This window comes from Timonella senegalensis JC301, assembly GCF_000312125.1.
Lineage (GTDB): Bacteria > Actinomycetota > Actinomycetes > Actinomycetales > Cellulomonadaceae > Timonella > Timonella senegalensis.
Genome location: NZ_HE978641.1, coordinates 211,124 through 230,148 on the forward strand (window position 1 = coordinate 211,124; position 19,025 = coordinate 230,148).

Sequence of the window (19,025 nt, forward strand, 5' to 3'; positions counted from 1 at the left end):
TGCGAGGACTGCGAAATAGACGCTCCTAACGTGCATTTCGCAGTCCTCGCACCCTTCTCGGCAGGTTATTTTCGACGATCTTGGTCCTGTACCAGCCCCAACTCACGCCCCAGCATTCGTTCAATGTCAGTGGCTCCGTCTAGGTTTGTTCCATGGCTACAGCTACCAAGACCGGCAAGGTCCGCCCCGCTTTTCGTTGCACCGAGTGCGGATGGACCACTGCCAAGTGGGTTGGCCGCTGCGGGGAATGCCAGGAATGGGGCACTGTCTCGGAGGCGGGAACCGCCCCAACCGGCCCAAAGACTTCCGCGAGCAACCCTTCGGCAAACCCAGCGCGCCCCATCGCCGACATCTCGGTGGACTCTGCGCGCGCCGTACCTACTGGCATCTCGGAGTTTGACCGGGTTCTCGGCGGCGGCCTAGTACCAGGGGCCGTAGTCCTGCTCGCGGGAGAACCCGGCGTGGGAAAGTCCACACTCCTCCTCGATGTCGCGGCTACCGCGGCTCGCAATGGCCGCAGGGTTCTCTACATCACGGGAGAGGAATCGGCCGGGCAGGAGCGACTCCGCGCCGAGCGTATCCATGCGTTGGATGGGAACCTGCTGCTTGCCGCAGAGACTGACCTTGGACTGGTGCTTGGGCAAGTCGAGGCAACCAACCCAGATCTACTCATCGTGGACTCCGTGCAGACCATCGCATCCGCGGAAGTAGAGGGCTCTCCAGGAGGCGTTGGGCAGGTTCGAGAGGTCGCAGCATCCCTGATCAAGTGCGCCAAAGACCGCAACCTACCAGTTGTTTTGGTCGGCCACGTGACCAAGGATGGATCGGTCGCCGGCCCCCGAACCCTCGAGCACCTCGTGGACGTGGTCTGCCAGTTTGAAGGTGATCGCCACTCTCGCCTACGCATGGTTCGCGCAGCCAAGAACCGCTTTGGCCCCACGGATGAGGTTGGCTGCTTTGAGCTCACAGAGGACGGCATCGTCGGACTCTCCGACCCTTCTGGCCTGTTCCTGTCCCACATAAACATGCTTGTCCCGGGCACCTGCGTAACCGTGACAATTGAGGGCCGCCGCCCGCTCGCTCTCGAGGTTCAGGCGCTCGTGGTCCCAAGCCCCTTGGCCAACCCCCGCCGCACTACCAGCGGAATAGATAACTCCCGCCTTGCCATGATTCTCGCCGTAGCGCACAGGCATCTGGGCGCCAAGCTCATGGAAACGGACGTATACGTGTCCACCATCGGCGGCGCCAAGATCACCGAGCCCGCAGTAGATCTCGCACTCCTCTTGGCCATTATCTCTGCGCTTGAGGATAAGGCCCTCCCTGTCGGAACGATCGCCCTTGGGGAGGTCGGATTGGCAGGAGAACTGCGTTCCGTGACAGGCATCGCGCAGCGCCTGCAGGAGGCAGCACGCCTCGGTTTCAAGCGTGCAATCGTGCCCGCCAACGCAACGCTCAAGGCCCCCGCGGGTATGAAACTCCTCCAAGCGCAAACCGTGTATGAAGCAGTTGCCGCCGCCCATTCGTGAATAACCGCAGGGTGAGCACCATTTGTTCGCACTTCGGTAACAAACACACCTGATTTCTCGCGGAACTTGAACGTTTTCCCGCGTAAGATTTGGGTGTGGCCAATACCCCCGTGAATCACGATGAACTTTTGCGCGATACCCTCGCCGCCGTTGCTCCTGGTACGGAGCTACGTGACGGCCTTGAACGCATCCTGCGTGGACGCACCGGTGCCCTCATCGTGCTCGGATACAACGACCTGGTTGAGTCAATCGCAACCGGTGGATTCGACCTGAACGTCGAGTTCGCTTCAACGCGTCTTCGTGAGCTCTGCAAGATGGATGGCGCCGTTGTCATGGAGGGGTACGGCGGACACATTCGCCGCGCGGCCGTCCAGCTCTTGCCAGACCCCACCATCGAGACTTCCGAGTCGGGTACCCGTCACCGTACTGCCGAGCGAGTAGCCAAGCAGACCGGCCTTCCGGTCATTTCCGTGTCTCAGTCGATGCACATCATTGCGCTCTACATCAACGACACCCGCTACGTGCTCGAGGACCCCGACACCATCCAGGGCCGGGCAAACCAGGCAATCGCCACACTTGAGCGATACAAGTCGCGCCTCGACGAAGTTTCAGGCACTCTCTCCGCCCTTGAGATCGAGGACCTCGTCACGGTTCGTGACGTATGCATCGTGGTCCAACGCCTCGAAATGGTCGGCCGTATTTCTGATGAAGTCGCCGGCTACGTGGTCGAGCTCGGCACTGAAGGACGATTGCTCGCCCTCCAACACGACGAGCTCATCGGAGCGATCGTCTCCGACCGCGAACTCGTACTGCGCGACTACGTGGACACCACCCGCAAGGGTCAGTCCGTCCCTGAGATTCTGGCCTCACTCGGCAAGCTAAACTCGACCGAACTCCTCGACCTCTCCGCGATTGGCCGTGTCCTGGGCCTTCCTGGCGGTGGCGATGCACTCGATGCAGCCGTTGCGCCGCACGGATATCGCATGATGGCCCGCGTGCCACGCCTCCCCGGAGCAATTGTGGACCGCCTGGTCAACCACTTCGGTGGCCTCCAAAAGCTCCTCGCAGCAACCATTGAAGACCTCATGGCCGTTGACGGCGTGGGTGAACAGCGTGCACGAGCAGTCCGCGAGGGCCTGTCCCGCCTCGCTGAGTCAAGCATCCTCGAGCGCTACGTTTAGTCCTTCGTTATCTGGAACACGAGTTCGTTCGACTTGACGTCCTTGTAGTTGGCCACTGCCTTATAGGTTCCGGGTAGTGCGGTCGGCATGTCTTTGGCACACGAGGCGTTCGAGCGGTCGCCGCTCCAGTTGATCGTGTTCTTCGCCTTGGCGCCCGCCTCCATGTAGTACGGACGGCTCGAGTCGGTTTCGCAGTCTGCACTGGACCAGATACGGTCAGAGCCCGAGAAGATCGTAAGGACCTCCTCGCTCGCGTTCAGATCCACGAGGCAGTCCTCTTGTCCCTGATACGTCAGGTCAACGTTGAAGGCATTTCCCTTGCCCTCCACCACGCTCTTCGAGCCGCTGCTCAAGGCGAGCACGATAGCGCTGGGGTCACACGCGGCAGGAGCGCCCGCCTTGCCGTCCTTGAGATCGTCCTTGCCGGAGTCCTCGCCCTTGTCTGTGTCTTTGTCCGCATTCTTGGGCTCGTCAGTCTTGCCATCCTTGGTGGTGCTCACGGCAGAGTCGTCCTTCGCACTCTTGGAGGGCGCCGGATCCTTGGTCTTACCGGAGCCCGCCGTACCTTCCGCCGAATTCTGGGTGTCCGGTTCATCCTTGGTGAAGATCCCCGCGATGCCCTTGATCGCGAACACGAGGATGGCGACTAGGGCGAGGAGAATCAAGATCGCGACTGCCCGTCTGATCCAGTACACATACTGGGGAGTCGGGTCTGGACGTGGCGCGTTACGTTGCCTCGGCGCTGAGGGGTCGCCTTGTTCGCGACCAGGGGTGCGTGGCTCCATATCCATACGGTACGGCGAGAACTGAGGAATCTTGCCGAATTCCGCGCTGGCGCGCCGCCGTTCGGCTGGACTCCCCATGCCACAATGGGGTGTGCGTCGTTCCATTCCAACTCCGGTTTCCGCAGCTTCAGCAACCCAAAAACCGCCCCTCGGACGGCGGGTGAACAGCACAGATTCCACCCGCGATGCGCGCTCGCTTGATCCCCGGATCAGCAAAATCCAACGCCTCGTGGGCGAGTGGTTCCAAGAACACCAGCGGCCGCTTCCGTGGCGCGATCCCCAGACGTCAGCTTGGGCGGTGCTGTTGTCCGAGGTCATGTCCCAGCAGACGCCGGTTTCCCGCGTGGAACCGATCTGGCGGCGCTGGCTCGACCTGTGGCCAACTCCGGCCGATCTTGCCGCCGCCCCCACCGCAGACGTGCTACGAGAGTGGGCCTCACTCGGCTATCCGCGCCGGGCGCTGCGCCTTGCGGACTGTGCCCGGTCAATCGTCGAAAATCATGACGGACAGGTGCCACGCACCTATCAGGAGCTGCTAGCGCTGCCCGGCATCGGCGACTACACGGCGGCGGCCGTGGTCGCGTTCGCCTACGGCGAGCGCTCCACCGTGGTGGACACGAACGTGCGGCGCGTGTTGGCCAGGGCGATTGACGGGGATGCGCTCGCGCATCCCACGTACTCGGCGGCGGAGCGCGCTTTTGCGCGCAAAATTACTCCCGACGATTCTGGGGACGCAGCCCTGTGGGCTGCGGCTTCGATGGAACTCGGTGCCGTCATATGCACGGCACGGGTAGCGCTGTGCGAGCAATGCCCAATTAGGGCGCTCTGCGCTTGGCGGGCTGCGGGGTATCCGGAGGATGAGCACGCGCACAAGCGCACCACGCAAAAGTTCACGGGCACGGACCGCCAGGTCCGAGGCAAGGTCATGAAGCTACTTAGGGAGGCGCACGGACCTGTGCTCGGCGCGCAGGTCGACCTGGTGTGGCCGGACGCTGCCCAGCTGGAGCGGTGCGTGGGCTCGCTGATCGAGGACGGTCTTATTGAGCAGGACGGCGAGGCGTACTCGCTGCCCGCGTCCTAGGAGCCAGCACTAGGTGTTGGCTCCAGGTGCTTGCCCCAGCGTTAACGCTAGGCGCTACTAGAGCTCGAGGAGCATGCGCGAGTTGCCCAGGGTGTTGGGCTTCACGCGGGCGAGGTCGAGGAACTCGGCCACGCCGTCGTCGTGTGAGCGTAGGAGTTCCGCATACACGTCCACGCCCACTGGTGTGCCCTCGATCTGCTTGAAGCCGTGGCGCTCAAAGAACTTGATCTCAAAGGTCAGGCAGAAAACGTGCTTGAGTTCGAACTCGCGAGCCCGGCGCAGCAACTCTTCAACAATGGTCCCGCCGATGCCGTGGCCGAGGTATTCCTTGTCCACCGCGAGCGTGCGGATCTCCCCCAGTTCCTCCCACATGATGTGGAGCGCACCGCAGCCCACAATACTGTTTGGTTCGCCAACCTTATGGATCACCACAAATTCTTGGACTGACTCGTAGTACGTGACTGCTTCCTTAGCAATGAGGATGCGTTCCGCCGCATACGGCTCGACGAGCGCTCGGATGGCGGGTACGTCTTTGGGGCGTGCGGGACGAAGCTCAAAAGGAAAGTCACTATTCACACTTAGAACGTACGCCTTTCTCACCGCTGAGTGAGGATACGACCACGATGCGTCGCAAACTAGTCGGAGTTGATCATGAACTTGGTCGCCGTAATCTCATCAATGATGAGGTCAGTGATGACGCCCGCGCGCAGGGCAGCCCGAAGCGGCGTGACCTTGTTATCGCCGGAAACGGCGCACACGCGGCGCGGAATGTTCTTGAGCTGCATCGGGTTGGGCCCGGTGGCCCGGCTGTTAATAGGGATGTCCGCGTAGGTTCCATCCTCGCGAAGGAACACAGTGCACACGTCACCCACCACGCCCTCGCGGTCAAGGGTCTCCACGTCGTCCTGCTCGAGATACCCGGCAGAGTACACATGGGAGGGCAGTCCACCAGTCAGAGCACCCACCGAGAAGAGCGCGATGTCGGCAGCCCGCTGCATCTCGATGACACGCCGGATCGAGCGTTCACGCCACATCGCCTCCTTGGTCTCGTCGAAGTCGAAGAAGGCCGGCACCGGGAAGTAGACGGCGTGCGCATCAAATGCCTCTGCGAAGCTTGCGATCAGGTCACCGGCATAGGCGACACCGGAAGTTCGGGTGTTTGCAGCCCCATTCAGTTGGACGATCGCCCCGCCCTGGGTGGGCTTCTTGGGCAGGTGCCGTGCGATGGCGCTCAGAGTCGTACCCCACGCAACAGACAAAACCATCTCTGACTGGAACCAGTTTGCAACCAATTTTGCGCACGTAAGTGCGACTTGCTCGTGCCTCGACTCGTCCGAGTGGCTGTCCATGACTGGCACAACAAATGCCTCGACACCCCATGTTTCACGAAAATGCTGGCGCAGGCCGGGTGCACGGGATTGCGCTGGTCGCAGTGTGATTTCCACCAGACCGGAGTCCCTTGCTTCTTTAATCATGCGGGAAACCGTCGAACGCGAAGTCCCCATGTGACGTGCGATTGTCTCCATTTTTACGTCTTGCAGGTAGTACATAGACGCAACGCGGAGGATGTCCTGGTCTCGGTAAGCCATACTCTAGTTTTGCACGTATGTGCATTCGAGTTGCGCAACCGTTCTAGGTCGTGGAAGTTTTGTAAATACGTCGAGGCCATTTTCTGAAAGGACAGCGATGTCTGCCACAAGCCCAAACTCCACTCTCTCACCAGAGTCACGCTCGCGCTCACTAGAAGCAATGAAGGCTACTACCCCAGAAGCACCGCTCGATGTGCTCGTGATTGGTGGTGGTGTCACCGGCGCTGGAATTGTGCTCGACGCGGTGACCCGTGGACTCGACACCGCAATCGTTGAGGCCCAGGACTGGGCTTCCGGAACCTCGAGCCGCTCATCCAAGCTTGTGCACGGTGGCCTGCGCTACCTGCAGATGCTCGACTTCTCCCTGGTGCACGAGGCCCTGACCGAGCGCGATCTGCTGCTCAACAAGCTGGCCCCACACCTGGTGAAGCCTGTGCCGTTCCTGTTCCCGCTCATCAAGCAGTACGAGCGCCCATACATCGGGGCCGGCATCATGCTCTACGACATCCTCGCTTCACTTGCCCCCGGCAAGCGTGCGATGCCCTTCCACCGCCACTACTCGCGCAAGGGAATGCAAAAGAAGTTCCCAAGCCTGCGCCACGATGCAGCGGTCGGAGCCATCGAATACTGGGACGGATCCGTTGACGATGCTCGGCTCGTGCTGACGCTGGTCCGCACGGCAGCTAGCTACGGCGCGCACGCCGCTCCTCGCACCCAGGTCAAGGAACTGACCAAGTCCCCTGCTGGCCGCGTCAACGGCGCAGTACTCAAGGACCTCGAGACCGGCGAGACCTTCACTGTTCACGCTCGTCACGTCATCAACTCGACCGGCGTGTGGACTGAGGAGACCGAAGCCCTCGCGGGTGGTACCGGAGGGCTCAAGGTTCTCGCTTCTAAGGGCATCCACATCGTGGTGCCACGCGATCGCATCAAGGGCACCTCGGGACTTATCCTGCAGACTGAAAAGTCGGTGCTGTTCGTGATTCCATGGTCCCGCTATTGGATCATCGGAACCACCGATACCCCGTGGAAGCAAGAGCTGCAGCACCCTGTAGCTACCTCCGCAGACATTGACTACGTGATCGAGCACGCCAACGCAGTACTCGCGGACCCAATCACCCGCGAAGACATCATTGGAACGTTCGCAGGCCTGCGCCCGCTCCTCCAGCCAGAGGTCAAGGAGGGCACCTCGTCCGCCAAGGTCTCGCGTGAGCACACTGTTGCCTCTCCAACACCGGGATTCACGGTCATCGCTGGCGGAAAGCTCACCACCTACCGAGTCATGGCAGAGGACGCCGTGGACTTCGCGCTCGGCGCCGAAGCCGCATCCAAGCCTTCGGTCACCACGAACATCCCGCTCCTCGGAGCGGTCGGACTCGCGGCAATGAAGAACCAGACCCGCGCGTACCAACAAAAGTTTGGCTGGTCCAAGCAAATGGTCGAGCACCTGCTCCACCGTTACGGATCGATGATCAACGAGATCGTCGCTATCTGCAACGAAGACCCAACCATGGCAAAGCCAGTCAAGGGCGCAGAGGCATACCTCCGCGCAGAGATCCACTACGCAGTGACCCGCGAAGGCGTCATCCACCTGGAAGATGTCCTGCTTCACCGCACCCGCATTAACTACGAGTTCGCAGATCGAGGACTGAGCGCCCTCGAGGAAATCGCCGACATCGCAGCCAACGCGCTTGGCTGGGATGCGGAAACCCGCTCCGTTGAACTCAAGAACTACCGTGACCGTGCTGCCGCAGAAGAAGCCGCGGCAGCCGAACAGGACGACGCAAGCGCTGAACAAGTTCGACTTCAGGCTTCCGATCTCTCTCCTATGGAGTAGATCGGCGCACGTCACGTACGCTCGGATAGGGCGTAAAAGCTCAAGTCCGCCCCCACAAAGGCTGTGGGGGCCACAGATGCCTTCGACAACGAAGTCAAGAGAGTAGGAATCACATGGACGCAATTACACTCGGGGACATCTTCCTCTCCGAAGTCCTCGGTACTGCAATCCTCATCATCCTTGGTGCAGGCGTTGTGGCAAACCAGGTGCTCGGCAAGACGAAGGGTAATGGAACCGGTTGGGTTCTCATTACGTTCGGCTGGGGTTTTGCAGTCTTCGCTGGTGTTTACGCAGCGTACAAGTCGGGTGCACACCTGAACCCAGCAGTAACCCTCGGTATCGCAGCGTCGGGAGCTGAGAACTACGTTCCCGGAATCGAAGTCAACGCAACCAGCACCCTGACCTACTTGGGTGCCCAGATGGTGGGTGCATTCATTGGTGCTGTCATCGCGTACCTCGCTTACAAGCAGCACTTTGACGCAACCGAAGACCCAGGCCTCAAGCTCGCAGTCTTCGCAACCGGCGCTGAAATCCGCAACCCACTGTGGAACGTCCTCACTGAGGCCGTCGGTACCTTTATCCTCGTGTTCTGGGTTCTCATCAACGGAGGAAGCCCATCCCAGATGGGTCCACTCGCTGTAGCACTCATCGTGGTTGCAGTCGGTATGTCCCTCGGTGGACCAACCGGATACGCCATCAACCCAGCTCGTGACCTCGGTCCACGTATCGCACACGCTGTCCTCCCAATCAAGGGCAAGGGCTCAAGCGACTGGGGCTACTCCTGGATCCCAGTAGTAGGTCCAATCGTTGGTGCTGTCATTGCTGGCCTCCTGGCCAACGGCCTCAACTGGATCCCCGTCTCCTGATTCAAACTCACAGGTGGCTGGGCGGCGCTAGCAATGGTCGCCCAGCCGCACTGAGATCCGCGTAGCGGATCTTCTCCAAGCCCAGGTCCTCCCAACGAATGCGCGGGCGCCGACCCGCACTATCGTCGAAAATTCTCAGCTCATCCCCCGAACCAAAACTTCAGTCCAAACACTGCAGAAAGCAAGACTCATGACAAAGAAGTATGTTCTCGCAATCGACCAAGGAACTACCTCCTCGCGTGCAATTTTGTTCAAGCACGACGGAACCATCCACTCAGTAGGCCAGCTCGAACACGACCAGATCTTCCCTCAGGCAGGCTGGGTCGAGCACAACGCAGACCAGATCTGGAACAATGTGCGTGAGGTCGTGGGACTCGCTCTCACCCGCGGAAACGCAACACACGAAGACATCGCAGCTGTAGGTATCACGAACCAGCGTGAAACCGCTGTTGTGTGGGACCGCAAGACCGGCAAGCCTGTCTACAACGCAATCGTGTGGCAGGACACCCGCACCCAGAAGATTGTTGACGAAATTGGCGGCGAAGAAGGCGCAGACCGCTACAAGAAGGTCACCGGCCTCCCTCTCGCAACCTACTTCTCCGGACCAAAGGTCCGCTGGATCCTAGACAACGTCGAAGGCGCTCGTGAGGCAGCAGAAGCTGGCGACCTGATGTTCGGAACCACCGACACCTGGGTACTGTGGAACATGACCGGTGGCGTAGACGGCGGCGTGCACGTCACCGACGTCACCAACGCATCGCGTACCCTCCTCATGAACATCGAGACCCTCCAGTGGGACGACGCCATGTGCGAGGCAATCGGCATTCCAAAGTCGATGCTCCCAGAGATCAAGTCCTCCTCCGAGGTCTACGGCGTAGGCCGCAAGGGCGGACTCGTCCCAGACGTGCCAATCTCCGGTATTCTCGGCGACCAGCAGGCTGCTACCTTCGGTCAGGCCTGCTTTGACAAGGGCAATGCCAAGAACACCTACGGCACCGGTAACTTCATGCTCATGAACACCGGCACCGAGCCAATCCACTCGGAGAACGGCCTGCTCACCACCGTTTGCTACAAGATCGGTGACGCACCAGCCGTCTACGCACTCGAGGGCTCGATCGCGGTGACCGGATCGCTAATCCAGTGGCTGCGTGACAACCTCGGCATGTTCGAGGACGCACCAGATGTCGAGTACTTGGCCAAGAAGGTTCCAGACAACGGTGGCGCATACATCGTCCCAGCGTTCTCCGGGCTTTTTGCACCTCACTGGCGTCCAGACGCACGCGGCGCAATCGTTGGTCTGACCCGCTTTGTGAACAAGAACCACATCGCACGCGCAGCCCTCGAGGCAGTTGCATTCCAGACCCGCGAGGTCGTTGACGCAATGAACGCCGACTCCGGCGTGGAGCTCACCGAACTCAAGGTTGACGGTGGAATGGTCGCCAACGAGACCCTCATGCAGTTCCAGGCCGACCAGCTTGGCGTTGAGGTCATCCGTCCAGAGGTTGCAGAGACCACCGCACTCGGTGCTGCATACGCAGCAGGTATCGCGGTTGGCTTCTGGAACGGCGAGCAGGACGTCCGCGACAACTGGGCAGAGGGCAAGCGTTGGGCGCCAGCTGCAACCCAGGACGAGCGTGCACGTCAGTACCGCAACTGGAAGAAGGCAGTTTCGAAGACCCTCGACTGGGTCGACGAAGACGTCAACTAGTGCGACTTCCTACCCCGCCGTTGGGTAGGGCTCGTTAGATAGGCAGGAGGGCCGCCTCACCTTTGGTGAGGCGGCCCTCCTGCCTGTTTCTGATTCACGACGATCGTGCCCACTTCCCAGCACCATGTCCCTCACGGGGTGGTTTCGCCGTTGCTCGAGCCAGGGTTGTTGGCCGAACAGGGCTAGAGAAACTCCCTCAATTCAACCTTGCGGTTGCAGGCCTTGGATCCTTGCGTTGCAAGCTCGATTGCCGCGTCCCTGTCCTCCGCGTTGATGATCCAGAAACCCGAGACGAACTCCGTGGTGTCGTGCAAGGGGCCATTCTTGCGGGATGGTTCGGCTGGCCGTCCGTCGATCACCAGATTGTTCGCAGGTGCACACAGTCCTGCCGCAATGATCCAGTGCCCGTTCTCTTTGAGCTTGACGCTGAACTCATCAACATCAGCCATTTCCGCAGCTGTGGCTGTGCCCGTGGCTCTGCCGTTAACCGTATCGATAACGTTGATCAGGAACTTCATTTCCACTCCTCCCGTGACGCACATCTGGGCCACGATTGCCCGATTCCTCGGAGGTTACGCCCCGCTAGGCGCAACCGCATGCGCAACCACGCAACTCCCAGCGGTACCAGCTGCTCGACTTTGAACTCCAACGAAACTTTTTCCTAAACACCGCTCTGGGCCCTTCGCCGCGGAAGGATCCCGCAACCTGCACATACGGTTTTCGGGCGCACGGTCGCGCCCACCCCTCTCACCGATACGGACACCCAGCATGAGCACCATTTCCCTGTGGCACGTCTTCTTTTCCGAGTTTCTCGGCACGGCAGTCCTCCTGACCATTGGAACGTCCCTGTGCGCAAACAACACCCTGCGCACGACCAAGGGATTCAATGCCGGCTGGATAGGCATCACTTTTGGCTGGGGGTTTGCGGTATTCACTGCGGCGTACATCGCCTTCAAGTCCGGCGCACATCTCAATCCAGCTGTGACCCTCGGCTTTGCTCTACACGGCTCCGAGTTCGCACCTAGCATCGCCGTGACATGGTCAAATGCGGCGATGTACATGTCCGGCCAACTCCTCGGCGCGTTTGTGGGCAGTTGCATCGCCTACCTCGTCTACCTCCCGCACTTTGACTCCGTCACGCGTGAAACATCGCTCGGCATCTTTGCCACGACTCCCGCGATCCGCCGCCCCGCCTCCAACCTGTTCACCGAGATCGCCGCGACCACCGTCCTCGTTCTGTGGCTTCTCGTCTCCAACTACACCGAGTCGAGCCTCGGTCCGCTCGCTGTTGCCGTGGTCATTGTTGCGATCGGAATGGGCCTCGGTGGCCCAACTGGCTACGCCATCAACCCCGCTCGCGACCTCGGCCCACGTATCGCGCACGCCGTCCTGCCGCTGCGCCATAAGGGCTCAAGCGACTGGGGTTACGCTTGGATCCCCGTGGTCGGCCCATTGATCGGCGGCGTCGTGGGAGCATTCCTCGCTGGAGCGCTCTAAGTCCCTGAAAAGCCCTCAACGCCTGGGACTCCAGCAACGCCCCAGGCACCCAGCCCTTCGCTGCCTCGCCCGTTCCGGGCTCAAAAAATCCACTGCTTCTCGACGATCGTGCCCACCTTCCTGCCTCAACTCACCAACTCGTCCCATCCGTCTCGCACAACCCCCTGCACCCTCCAACACGGTTCGAACGTATGTTTGAAAACCTGAGTACTAAAGGCACAATAGAAATGTGCAGTTCGTAGTCGATCCAGTGAACGAGGATGAGTTTGAGGTGACCACCATCAAGGTGGGTCACAGCTCGGGCGACGTCCAAGCACTCGACGCTGCGCGACTCTCCCCCGAGGAACTAGTTGAGTTTGTCCGCGAGCGCGAGTCCGGGTTCTCCGAAGAACCTCACCCCCGCTGGGTGTGGGCGGATACGTCGATCACGTATGCTTTCCTGCTCTCCCACGGCGTCCGCGTTGAGCGCTGCCACGACCTGCGAAAGTCGCGCGCGATCCTGCGCGGTGCGGCGTGGACCGATTCTAGGGCGTTCAGCGAGGCTCCTAACATGCTGGAGTCCAATGCTTGGAACTTCCCTCCCGCTGCCCGCTCCGACGCGCTGTTCACAACCAAGCCGCGCGCAGTGCCCGAGCCCCTGACCGAACTCCGCCGCCAGCTCACTGTCTTAAGAACCGCGGAGCCCGCCCTGCGCGGCCGCCTCAACTTCCTGCTTGCTGCAGAGTCCGCGGGGACACTCATCGCAGCCGAGATGTCCCACGCCGGCATTCCCTGGATCCGGGAGATCCACGACTCCATCCTGGCCGAGGCGCTGGGACCGCGCCCTCTTCCGGGAACCCGGCCCAATCGTCTTGAATCACTTGCGCAGCAGATCAGAGATCTGCTGGACGCGCCGGGACTGAACCCGGACTCCCCACGCGAGTTGCTGAAGGCATTGAACCAGGCCGGGTTTGCGGTGAAATCCACGAACAAGTGGGAGATTAAGAACGTGGACCATCCTGCGGTGCCGGCCCTCCTGGAGTACAAGAAACTCTCGCGAATGATGACCGCAAACGGCTGGACGTGGATGGACGAGTGGATCAAAGATGGTCGGTTCCGGCCAATCTACGTGCCCGGCGGCGCGGCCACCGGTAGGTGGGGCGCCGACGGCGGCGGGGCTTTGCAGCTCCCGCACTTTGTGCGACCGGCGGTTGTGGCGGACGAGGGGTGGTCGTTCGTGATCGCGGACGCCGCACAAGTTGAGCCACGTATCCTCGCGGCGATGTCCGGCGATCGCGCCATGGCGAGTGCAGGGCGCGGGCTGGACATGTATCAGGCCATCGCGGACGCAGGCATTACAGAGGATCGGTCGCACGCCAAGTACGGCATGCTCGGCGCAATGTACGGCGGGACCACTGGCGTGTCCGCACAGGTGCTGCCCAAGTTTAAGGTGGCGTTCCCGCGTGCAATGGGCATGCTAGAGCGGGCTGCGCGTGCGGGGGAACAGGGCGCAGTTGTCCATACGTGGCTTGGCCGCACCTCCGCGCCCGGATCGTTTGATGGAGGAGGCGAGGGCGAGGACGCCGCGAGCGCCAAGGACCGTCGTGCGCGAGCCCGTGGCTATGGCCGCTTCACCAGGAACTTCATTGTCCAAGGGTCCGCCGCTGAGTGGGCCCTGTGCTGGATGGCCTCGGTCCGCCAGCAGCTGTGGCGGCTCTCGTTGAAGGAGTCTGCTGGCGCAGACGGTGCCGCGCCGCTGGTCACGGCAGGTCCTCACCTAGTATTTTTTCTTCACGACGAGATACTGGTTCACACCCCATCGCACCTTGCTCCTGCGGTCGCGAAAATCGTAGAGGACGCGGCGCGCGAGGCCGGCCGCCTATTGTTTGGGGAGAGCGATGTAGAGTTCCCCATCACCGCGGCGGTAAATTCCACGTACACGGATCCGAAATCGTGAGGTGATCCAGCGCTTTCGCTGATCATGGGGACCACAATGAAGCGGCCCCACACAACTGAGTTACGAGGAGATTGACCAATGGCCTTTGTCGAGATCGGCATTATCGTGGTGGCCCTCGTGGTTGCCATCCAAGCTATTCGGCACATCGTGTGGCCACTCGTCGGGCCAAAAAGGGGCGTACCCGGCCCGTCCGAGCCCCGCGACTCTCACGACGAAGGTCAGGGTAACTCGGTAGCCACCACGACAAATGCCACAGCAGCTTCTCTCCACACCTCCAGCGCAGAGCGGTCGTCTCCAGAGTCTCTGGACGGCGATCAGTTTTGGCACTTAATTGAGGCTGCATGGAAGAGCGTGGACACAGAGAACACTAGGGCTTCCCTCGCAATTCCTTCGCTCTCACAGGACGCAGCAAGCAGCCTTGAAGATCTACTTCCTAGCATGCTCGCCCAGTTGAGAACGTCCCTAGCACGGCTCACCCCAAGAAACTTGGCAGCTTTCGATCGCATCCTCGAAGAAAAGCTGTTCGAACTGGATCGCCAAAGTATTCACGAAGTTTTGGATGGCTCCGATGATGGTTTCCTTTATGCCCGAGGATTCGTGGTTGCAATGGGGCAGGCGTACTTCGACTCAGTTTTGGTCAATCCACAGGCCGCGGTCGAAGACACCGAATGTGAAGAATTTTGCTACTTCCCCGCTGAACTGCATGAAGAACTCTATGGAACCTGGCCACAGCACGGAACGGGGAAGTCGCGGGAGTCATTCTCAAACAGTGCGGGTTGGGCAGAATAGCTCAGCTACCCGTAAGGAGCGGTGCTCCTGGCGCCGCTTCCCTAGCGTGAACTGCACCGATAGTTTCAAGGTGAAGTCGTGTGGGAGCACTGCTACCGTCGAACGATGAGCACAATTGCCGTGGTGGGCGGACACGGAAAAATCGCCATGAAGCTGCATCCCCTGCTCGTTGAGGCGGGGTACACCTCGATCGCGCTTGCACGGTCTGAGGCGTATCGCGAGGAGATCGCAAGCGCGGGTGCCGGGTTGAGAGTGCTAGATATCGAGCGCGCAGGTTTGGCTGATTTCGAACGAGCGCTGGAAGGCGTGGACGCTATTGTCTTCACCGCAGGTGGCGGCCCTGACGGGAACATTGAGCGTAAGCGCACAGTCGACCTTGAAGGGTCCCTCAACGCTCAACTTGCTGCGGCAAACCTAGGTATTTCTCGGTTCATCCAGGTTTCCGCGCACGGTGTGGACAATCCCGTAGCGCCCGACTCCACGGCGGTTTGGGAGGCGTACGTGGATGCCAAGGCCCACGCAGACAGGTCCCTGCGAGAGTCCGAACTGGCCTGGACAATTCTGCGGCCGGGGCGGCTCACTGATGAAGAGCCATCAGGGGCCATTCTCTTGGGAGAAACGGTGGACCCAGGTGCCATCACCCGCGCAGACGTTGCTGCTCTCATTCTCGAGGTACTACACGACGACCGCACGATTGGTAGACAGTGGGAAGCCATCAACGGGTCACTCCCTATTGCTCAAGCAGTGACTCAGGCGGTTTCGTAGGGCCCTACTGGCAGGAGCGACTCAGATGTTGAGCACGTACAGGTAGCCGAGCAGGATGCCTCCGACGAGGATCATCGGGCGAAGTACGTAATTGCGGGCGATAGTCATGTCAGTTCCTTCGTTGGGCACAGCATCGGTCGGTCAAGGCCTCGTGTCAGCGCGTCGCTATCCCAACGGATCGGCAACGGCCGCCTACCTATAAGGACCCGCTCACCCCCGTTCTGTTACGAGAATCTGTGCCAAAATAGTAAAAGCGCAGGCCAGGCCGCTGCTTTTCACCCTTTGCATGCCCCCTCCCGAAAGAGAGGATAATGGAACACCGTGACTACCCAACCTGAACTCCCAACCCCCGTTGCTATCGAGCCTGGGCCAACCCAACTCCCACACATCGTGTTCCACGAGCCGCGTATCGCGGGCAACACCGGCAATGCCATTCGCTTGGCTGCAATCACGGGAGCGCGCCTCCACCTTGTTGAGCCACTGGGCTTTGACCTCTCCGAGCCCAAGTTGAAGCGCGCCGGGTTGGACTACCACGACTTGGCAGTCATGGACGTGCACAAGAACTTTGATGCGCTCCTGGACCTGTACCCAACGTCTCGCGTGTTTGCGTTTACTACCCGCGCCACCACCAACTTTGCGGACGTTCAGTTCGAGCCCACGGATCTCATGGTCTTCGGGCCGGAGCCCACCGGCCTCGACGAGTCCGTCCTAAGCCACCCGCGCATCACGGACGAGCTGCGCATCCCCATGCTCCCGGGCTTGCGTTCGCTGAACCTAACCAACTCCGCGAGCATCGCCATTTACGAGGCGTGGCGCCAGAACGGCTACACGGCCGGCGTCTGAGTCCCTTCGCGGCACGCCAGCCCCCTCAGCACACCGTCACCGTCCAGCACCGAGTCACCTTCCCAGCACACCCGCTCCAGCTTGCCCCGACGCACCTCGCAGATCCTCCCCTAGGCCTGTAAGGTCAACCCGTGGAGTGGATCATTGCGGGGGCGGCCTCACTGCTTGCCGGGTTTATTGACGCGGTTGTGGGCGGCGGCGGGCTGATTCTGTTGCCCGCCCTGTTCTCCGTGTTCCCCACGGCTCCCGCGCCCACGATGCTTGGCACCAACAAGGCCACGGCCGTGTGGGGCACCGGCATCGCTGCCACGCAGTTTGCTCGCCGGGTTCAGATTCGCTGGCGCACGGTCCTGCCAGCGGCGGGCGCGGCCTTCGCAGCGGCATTCTTTGGCGCCTATCTTGCCACGGTCGTGTCGGGAGATGCGCTGCGCAAGGCGTTACCTTTTGTCCTTCTGGCGGTGCTGCTCTACACCCTCGCGCGAAAGGACCTCGGCTCCCACCACACGCCGCGGTTTGTGGGCCGTGCCGAAGTCCTCATTGCGTGCGTGATTGGCGTAGCGATCGGCTTCTACGATGGTTTCTTTGGCCCCGGAACCGGCAGTTTCTTTGTGTTCTTGTTTGTACGCGCGCTCGGCTACGACTTCCTCAACGCATCCGCGAGCTCCAAGATCCTGAATGTCGCCACCAATGCCGCCGCCCTGATCCTGTTTGCCGCCACGGGTCACGTGTGGTGGCATCTGGCCCTGCCACTTGCGGTCCTTAACATCGCTGGCGCGCTCATCGGCGCACGCATGGCCCTACGCAAAGGCTCGGGCTTTGTCCGTTGGATCTTTATCGTGGTCGTTGGCGCCCTGATCATCAAGACCTTTGCTGACGCGTTCGTTTGAACGTCCCGTCTCAGCACGGTCTGGTCCAACTGATTCTCGACGATTCACGCCGCTCCCAGCCCACCCTTGCGGGCCGCGCTCCCTCGTTGCGTTCCCGTCCCCGAATGCCGGGTTTTGGGGTCGAGTGCCGGCGCGCGGATACGGCACTCAATTCCAAAAACCGGCACTCGCGCAGGGGCAGCACCCACAGCCCCATAGACATCTATAGACAGCAGTGGGCCCGAAGTTCCGTTGGAACTTCGGGCCCACGTCGACGCCATCAACCTGCGCCTAGTCCTCGATCAACGGCGCACTACACCAAGTGGCGTACCGCTGCGTACTGTTCGCGGATGATCGGGGCAGGCTCCGCCTCGAACACCTCGACCCCGGCAAGCGGCCATGAGGGAGGCGTGTCGCCGCCCAGCAAGGTCCATGCGGCCTGGCGCGCTGCGCCATCCGCAACGTATTCGCCAGCGGCAGGTACAGTCACCGGCAAGCCAAACACAGCCGGAGCAATCGCACGCGTCGCAGGCGACTGCGCCCCACCACCAATGAGCAGCAGACGCTCCACCGCAACACCCAGCTCACGCAGAGCGTCGATGCCATCGGCCAGCGAGCAGCACAACGCCTCAACAGCGGCTCGCGCGATGTTCGCGGGCGTCGTGTTTTCGAGCGTCATGCCGTGCAGCGTACCCGTGGCATCCGGACGGTTCGGGGTGCGCTCACCCTCGAAGTACGGAACCAACACGAGCCCGCCCGCTCCCGGCTGGGCGGACAGTGCCAACTCAGCCAGATCGTCGTAAGTCACACCCAAAATACGGCACGCAACATCAAGGATCCGCGAGGCATTGATGGTGCACACTAGCGGCAGAAAGTCGCCCGTAGCGGACGCGAATCCGGCCACGTTTCCGGTCACGTCGGCCACCTGGGTGGCCGACACAGCAGTGACCACGCCGGACGTCCCAACGGACAGCACGATGTCCCCAGCAGACGCACCCAAACCAAGCGCGGCACCGGCGTTGTCGCCGGCTCCGGGACCAACCAGCGCACCCCATGGGGTGATTCCGGCAGACTCGGATGGAGCCAGCACACGTGGCAAAGTGATGCGTTCAAACGTGCCCTCACCAGCAGCAAGTTCGAACAACACGCGGTCGTACTCACCGGTCACAGAGTTGAAGTACGCGGTTCCAGACGCATCAGAACGGTCGGTGACCAGCGCGGACAGATCACGGGCAGCGCCCGGTTCCCCACCCGCGCCAATGATCTGCCACATGAGCCAATCGTGTGGCAGCGCGACTGCCGCAACACGGGCCATGTTCTCGGGTTCGTTGTCCCTCAACCAGCGCAACTTGGTGGCCGTGAAGGACGCAACAGGAACCACGCCAATCTCCTCGGCGTAGGCAGTAGAGCCGTCGCGCCCGCGTAGCTCACCGAGCTCGCGGATCAGGTCCAGTGCGGCTCCAGCGGAACGCGTGTCGTTCCATAGCAGAGCGTCGCGGATGACCTCGCCATCCGCATCCAATGCAACAAGGCCGTGCTGCTGACCGCCAACGGCAATGGCCTCGACATCGTCGAGGCCACCAGCCTGTGCGACTGCCTCCTGATACGCGGCCCACCAGAACTTGGGGTGGACCGAGGTGCCATCAGGGTGCTTGGCGGAGCCGGAGCGCACGAGCGCTCCGGTCTCCGCGTCGCGGATGACGATCTTGCACGACTGCGTCGACGAGTCGACTCCAGCGACAAGACGTGCCATGAA

General features: G+C 61.3%; 17 protein-coding genes. 12 read left to right on the forward strand and 5 right to left on the reverse strand.

The features are described 5' to 3' along the window. Nucleotides 1-152: 152 nt before the first annotated feature. Complete coding sequence (radA, locus tag HGSM_RS00990) at nucleotides 153-1,526, forward strand: DNA repair protein RadA (RefSeq protein ID WP_019146872.1); 1,374 nt, start codon at nucleotides 153-155, stop codon at nucleotides 1,524-1,526. Between the two features lie 95 nt (nucleotides 1,527-1,621). Then, nucleotides 1,622-2,707, forward strand: a complete 1,086-nt coding sequence (disA, locus tag HGSM_RS00995) for a DNA integrity scanning diadenylate cyclase DisA (protein WP_019146873.1) — start codon at nucleotides 1,622-1,624, stop codon at nucleotides 2,705-2,707. Here the strand turns inward: disA and HGSM_RS01000 are convergent. Then, nucleotides 2,704-3,492, reverse strand: coding sequence for a hypothetical protein (locus HGSM_RS01000; protein ID WP_154646197.1), 789 nt, complete (start codon nucleotides 3,490-3,492; stop codon nucleotides 2,704-2,706). The two genes, disA and HGSM_RS01000, sit on opposite strands and share 4 nt — an antisense overlap. Before the next feature lie 160 nt (nucleotides 3,493-3,652). Here HGSM_RS01000 and HGSM_RS01005 point away from each other — a divergent pair, with 160 nt between their 5' ends. Further along, complete coding sequence (locus tag HGSM_RS01005; RefSeq protein ID WP_019146875.1) at nucleotides 3,653-4,573, forward strand: HhH-GPD family protein; 921 nt, start codon at nucleotides 3,653-3,655, stop codon at nucleotides 4,571-4,573. A 57-nt stretch (nucleotides 4,574-4,630) separates the two neighbouring features. Here HGSM_RS01005 and HGSM_RS01010 read toward each other — a convergent pair whose 3' ends face one another. Continuing rightward, nucleotides 4,631-5,149, reverse strand: a complete 519-nt coding sequence (locus HGSM_RS01010; protein WP_019146876.1) for an amino-acid N-acetyltransferase — start codon at nucleotides 5,147-5,149, stop codon at nucleotides 4,631-4,633. Between the two features lie 59 nt (nucleotides 5,150-5,208). After that, nucleotides 5,209-6,162 carry a sugar-binding transcriptional regulator gene (locus HGSM_RS01015; RefSeq protein ID WP_019146877.1) on the reverse strand — a complete coding sequence of 318 codons (954 nt, stop codon included), beginning with the start codon at nucleotides 6,160-6,162 and terminating at the stop codon, nucleotides 5,209-5,211. Between the two features lie 97 nt (nucleotides 6,163-6,259). On the opposite strand from HGSM_RS01015, the gene HGSM_RS01020 reads away from it, so the two are divergent. The 3 genes from HGSM_RS01020 (at nucleotide 6,260) to glpK (ending at nucleotide 10,573) form a co-directional block, all read left to right on the forward strand. Further along, the gene (locus tag HGSM_RS01020; protein ID WP_019146878.1) at nucleotides 6,260-7,999 is read left to right on the forward strand and encodes a glycerol-3-phosphate dehydrogenase/oxidase; all 1,740 of its coding nucleotides are present in this window, start codon (nucleotides 6,260-6,262) and stop codon (nucleotides 7,997-7,999) included. A gap of 113 nt (nucleotides 8,000-8,112) precedes the next feature. Continuing rightward, a complete protein-coding gene (locus HGSM_RS01025) occupies nucleotides 8,113-8,865 on the forward strand; it encodes an MIP/aquaporin family protein (RefSeq protein WP_019146879.1) in 753 nt (250 codons plus the stop codon). A 190-nt stretch (nucleotides 8,866-9,055) separates the two neighbouring features. Beyond that, entirely contained in the window at nucleotides 9,056-10,573 is a 1,518-nt protein-coding gene (gene glpK, locus HGSM_RS01030; protein ID WP_019146880.1) for a glycerol kinase GlpK, read from the forward strand. Between the two features lie 182 nt (nucleotides 10,574-10,755). Here the strand turns inward: glpK and HGSM_RS01035 are convergent, their stop codons facing one another. Continuing rightward, nucleotides 10,756-11,091: a YciI family protein gene (locus tag HGSM_RS01035; protein ID WP_019146881.1), complete on the reverse strand. Its 336-nt coding sequence runs from the start codon at nucleotides 11,089-11,091 to the stop codon at nucleotides 10,756-10,758. Nucleotides 11,092-11,350: 259 nt separating this feature from the next. Between HGSM_RS01035 and HGSM_RS01040 the strand changes: the two genes are divergently transcribed. The 6 genes from HGSM_RS01040 (at nucleotide 11,351) to HGSM_RS01065 (ending at nucleotide 17,290) form a co-directional block, all read left to right on the forward strand. Next, a complete protein-coding gene (locus tag HGSM_RS01040) occupies nucleotides 11,351-12,070 on the forward strand; it encodes an MIP/aquaporin family protein (protein ID WP_040594396.1) in 720 nt (239 codons plus the stop codon). A 229-nt stretch (nucleotides 12,071-12,299) separates the two neighbouring features. Continuing rightward, nucleotides 12,300-14,006 carry a bifunctional 3'-5' exonuclease/DNA polymerase gene (locus HGSM_RS01045; RefSeq protein WP_019146883.1) on the forward strand — a complete coding sequence of 569 codons (1,707 nt, stop codon included), beginning with the start codon at nucleotides 12,300-12,302 and terminating at the stop codon, nucleotides 14,004-14,006. 78 nt (nucleotides 14,007-14,084) lie between these two features. Further along, nucleotides 14,085-14,795 carry a DUF4240 domain-containing protein gene (locus HGSM_RS01050; RefSeq protein ID WP_019146884.1) on the forward strand — a complete coding sequence of 237 codons (711 nt, stop codon included), beginning with the start codon at nucleotides 14,085-14,087 and terminating at the stop codon, nucleotides 14,793-14,795. Between the two features lie 105 nt (nucleotides 14,796-14,900). Further along, a complete protein-coding gene (locus tag HGSM_RS01055; protein ID WP_019146885.1) occupies nucleotides 14,901-15,560 on the forward strand; it encodes an SDR family oxidoreductase in 660 nt (219 codons plus the stop codon). Between the two features lie 357 nt (nucleotides 15,561-15,917). Then, nucleotides 15,918-16,403 carry a tRNA (cytidine(34)-2'-O)-methyltransferase gene (locus HGSM_RS01060; RefSeq protein ID WP_040594401.1) on the forward strand — a complete coding sequence of 162 codons (486 nt, stop codon included), beginning with the start codon at nucleotides 15,918-15,920 and terminating at the stop codon, nucleotides 16,401-16,403. 131 nt (nucleotides 16,404-16,534) lie between these two features. Beyond that, a complete protein-coding gene (locus tag HGSM_RS01065; RefSeq protein ID WP_019146887.1) occupies nucleotides 16,535-17,290 on the forward strand; it encodes a sulfite exporter TauE/SafE family protein in 756 nt (251 codons plus the stop codon). A 292-nt stretch (nucleotides 17,291-17,582) separates the two neighbouring features. On the opposite strand, the gene HGSM_RS01070 is transcribed toward HGSM_RS01065, so the two are convergent. Continuing rightward, complete coding sequence (locus HGSM_RS01070; protein WP_019146888.1) at nucleotides 17,583-19,022, reverse strand: xylulokinase; 1,440 nt, start codon at nucleotides 19,020-19,022, stop codon at nucleotides 17,583-17,585. Nucleotides 19,023-19,025: the final 3 nt, after the last annotated feature.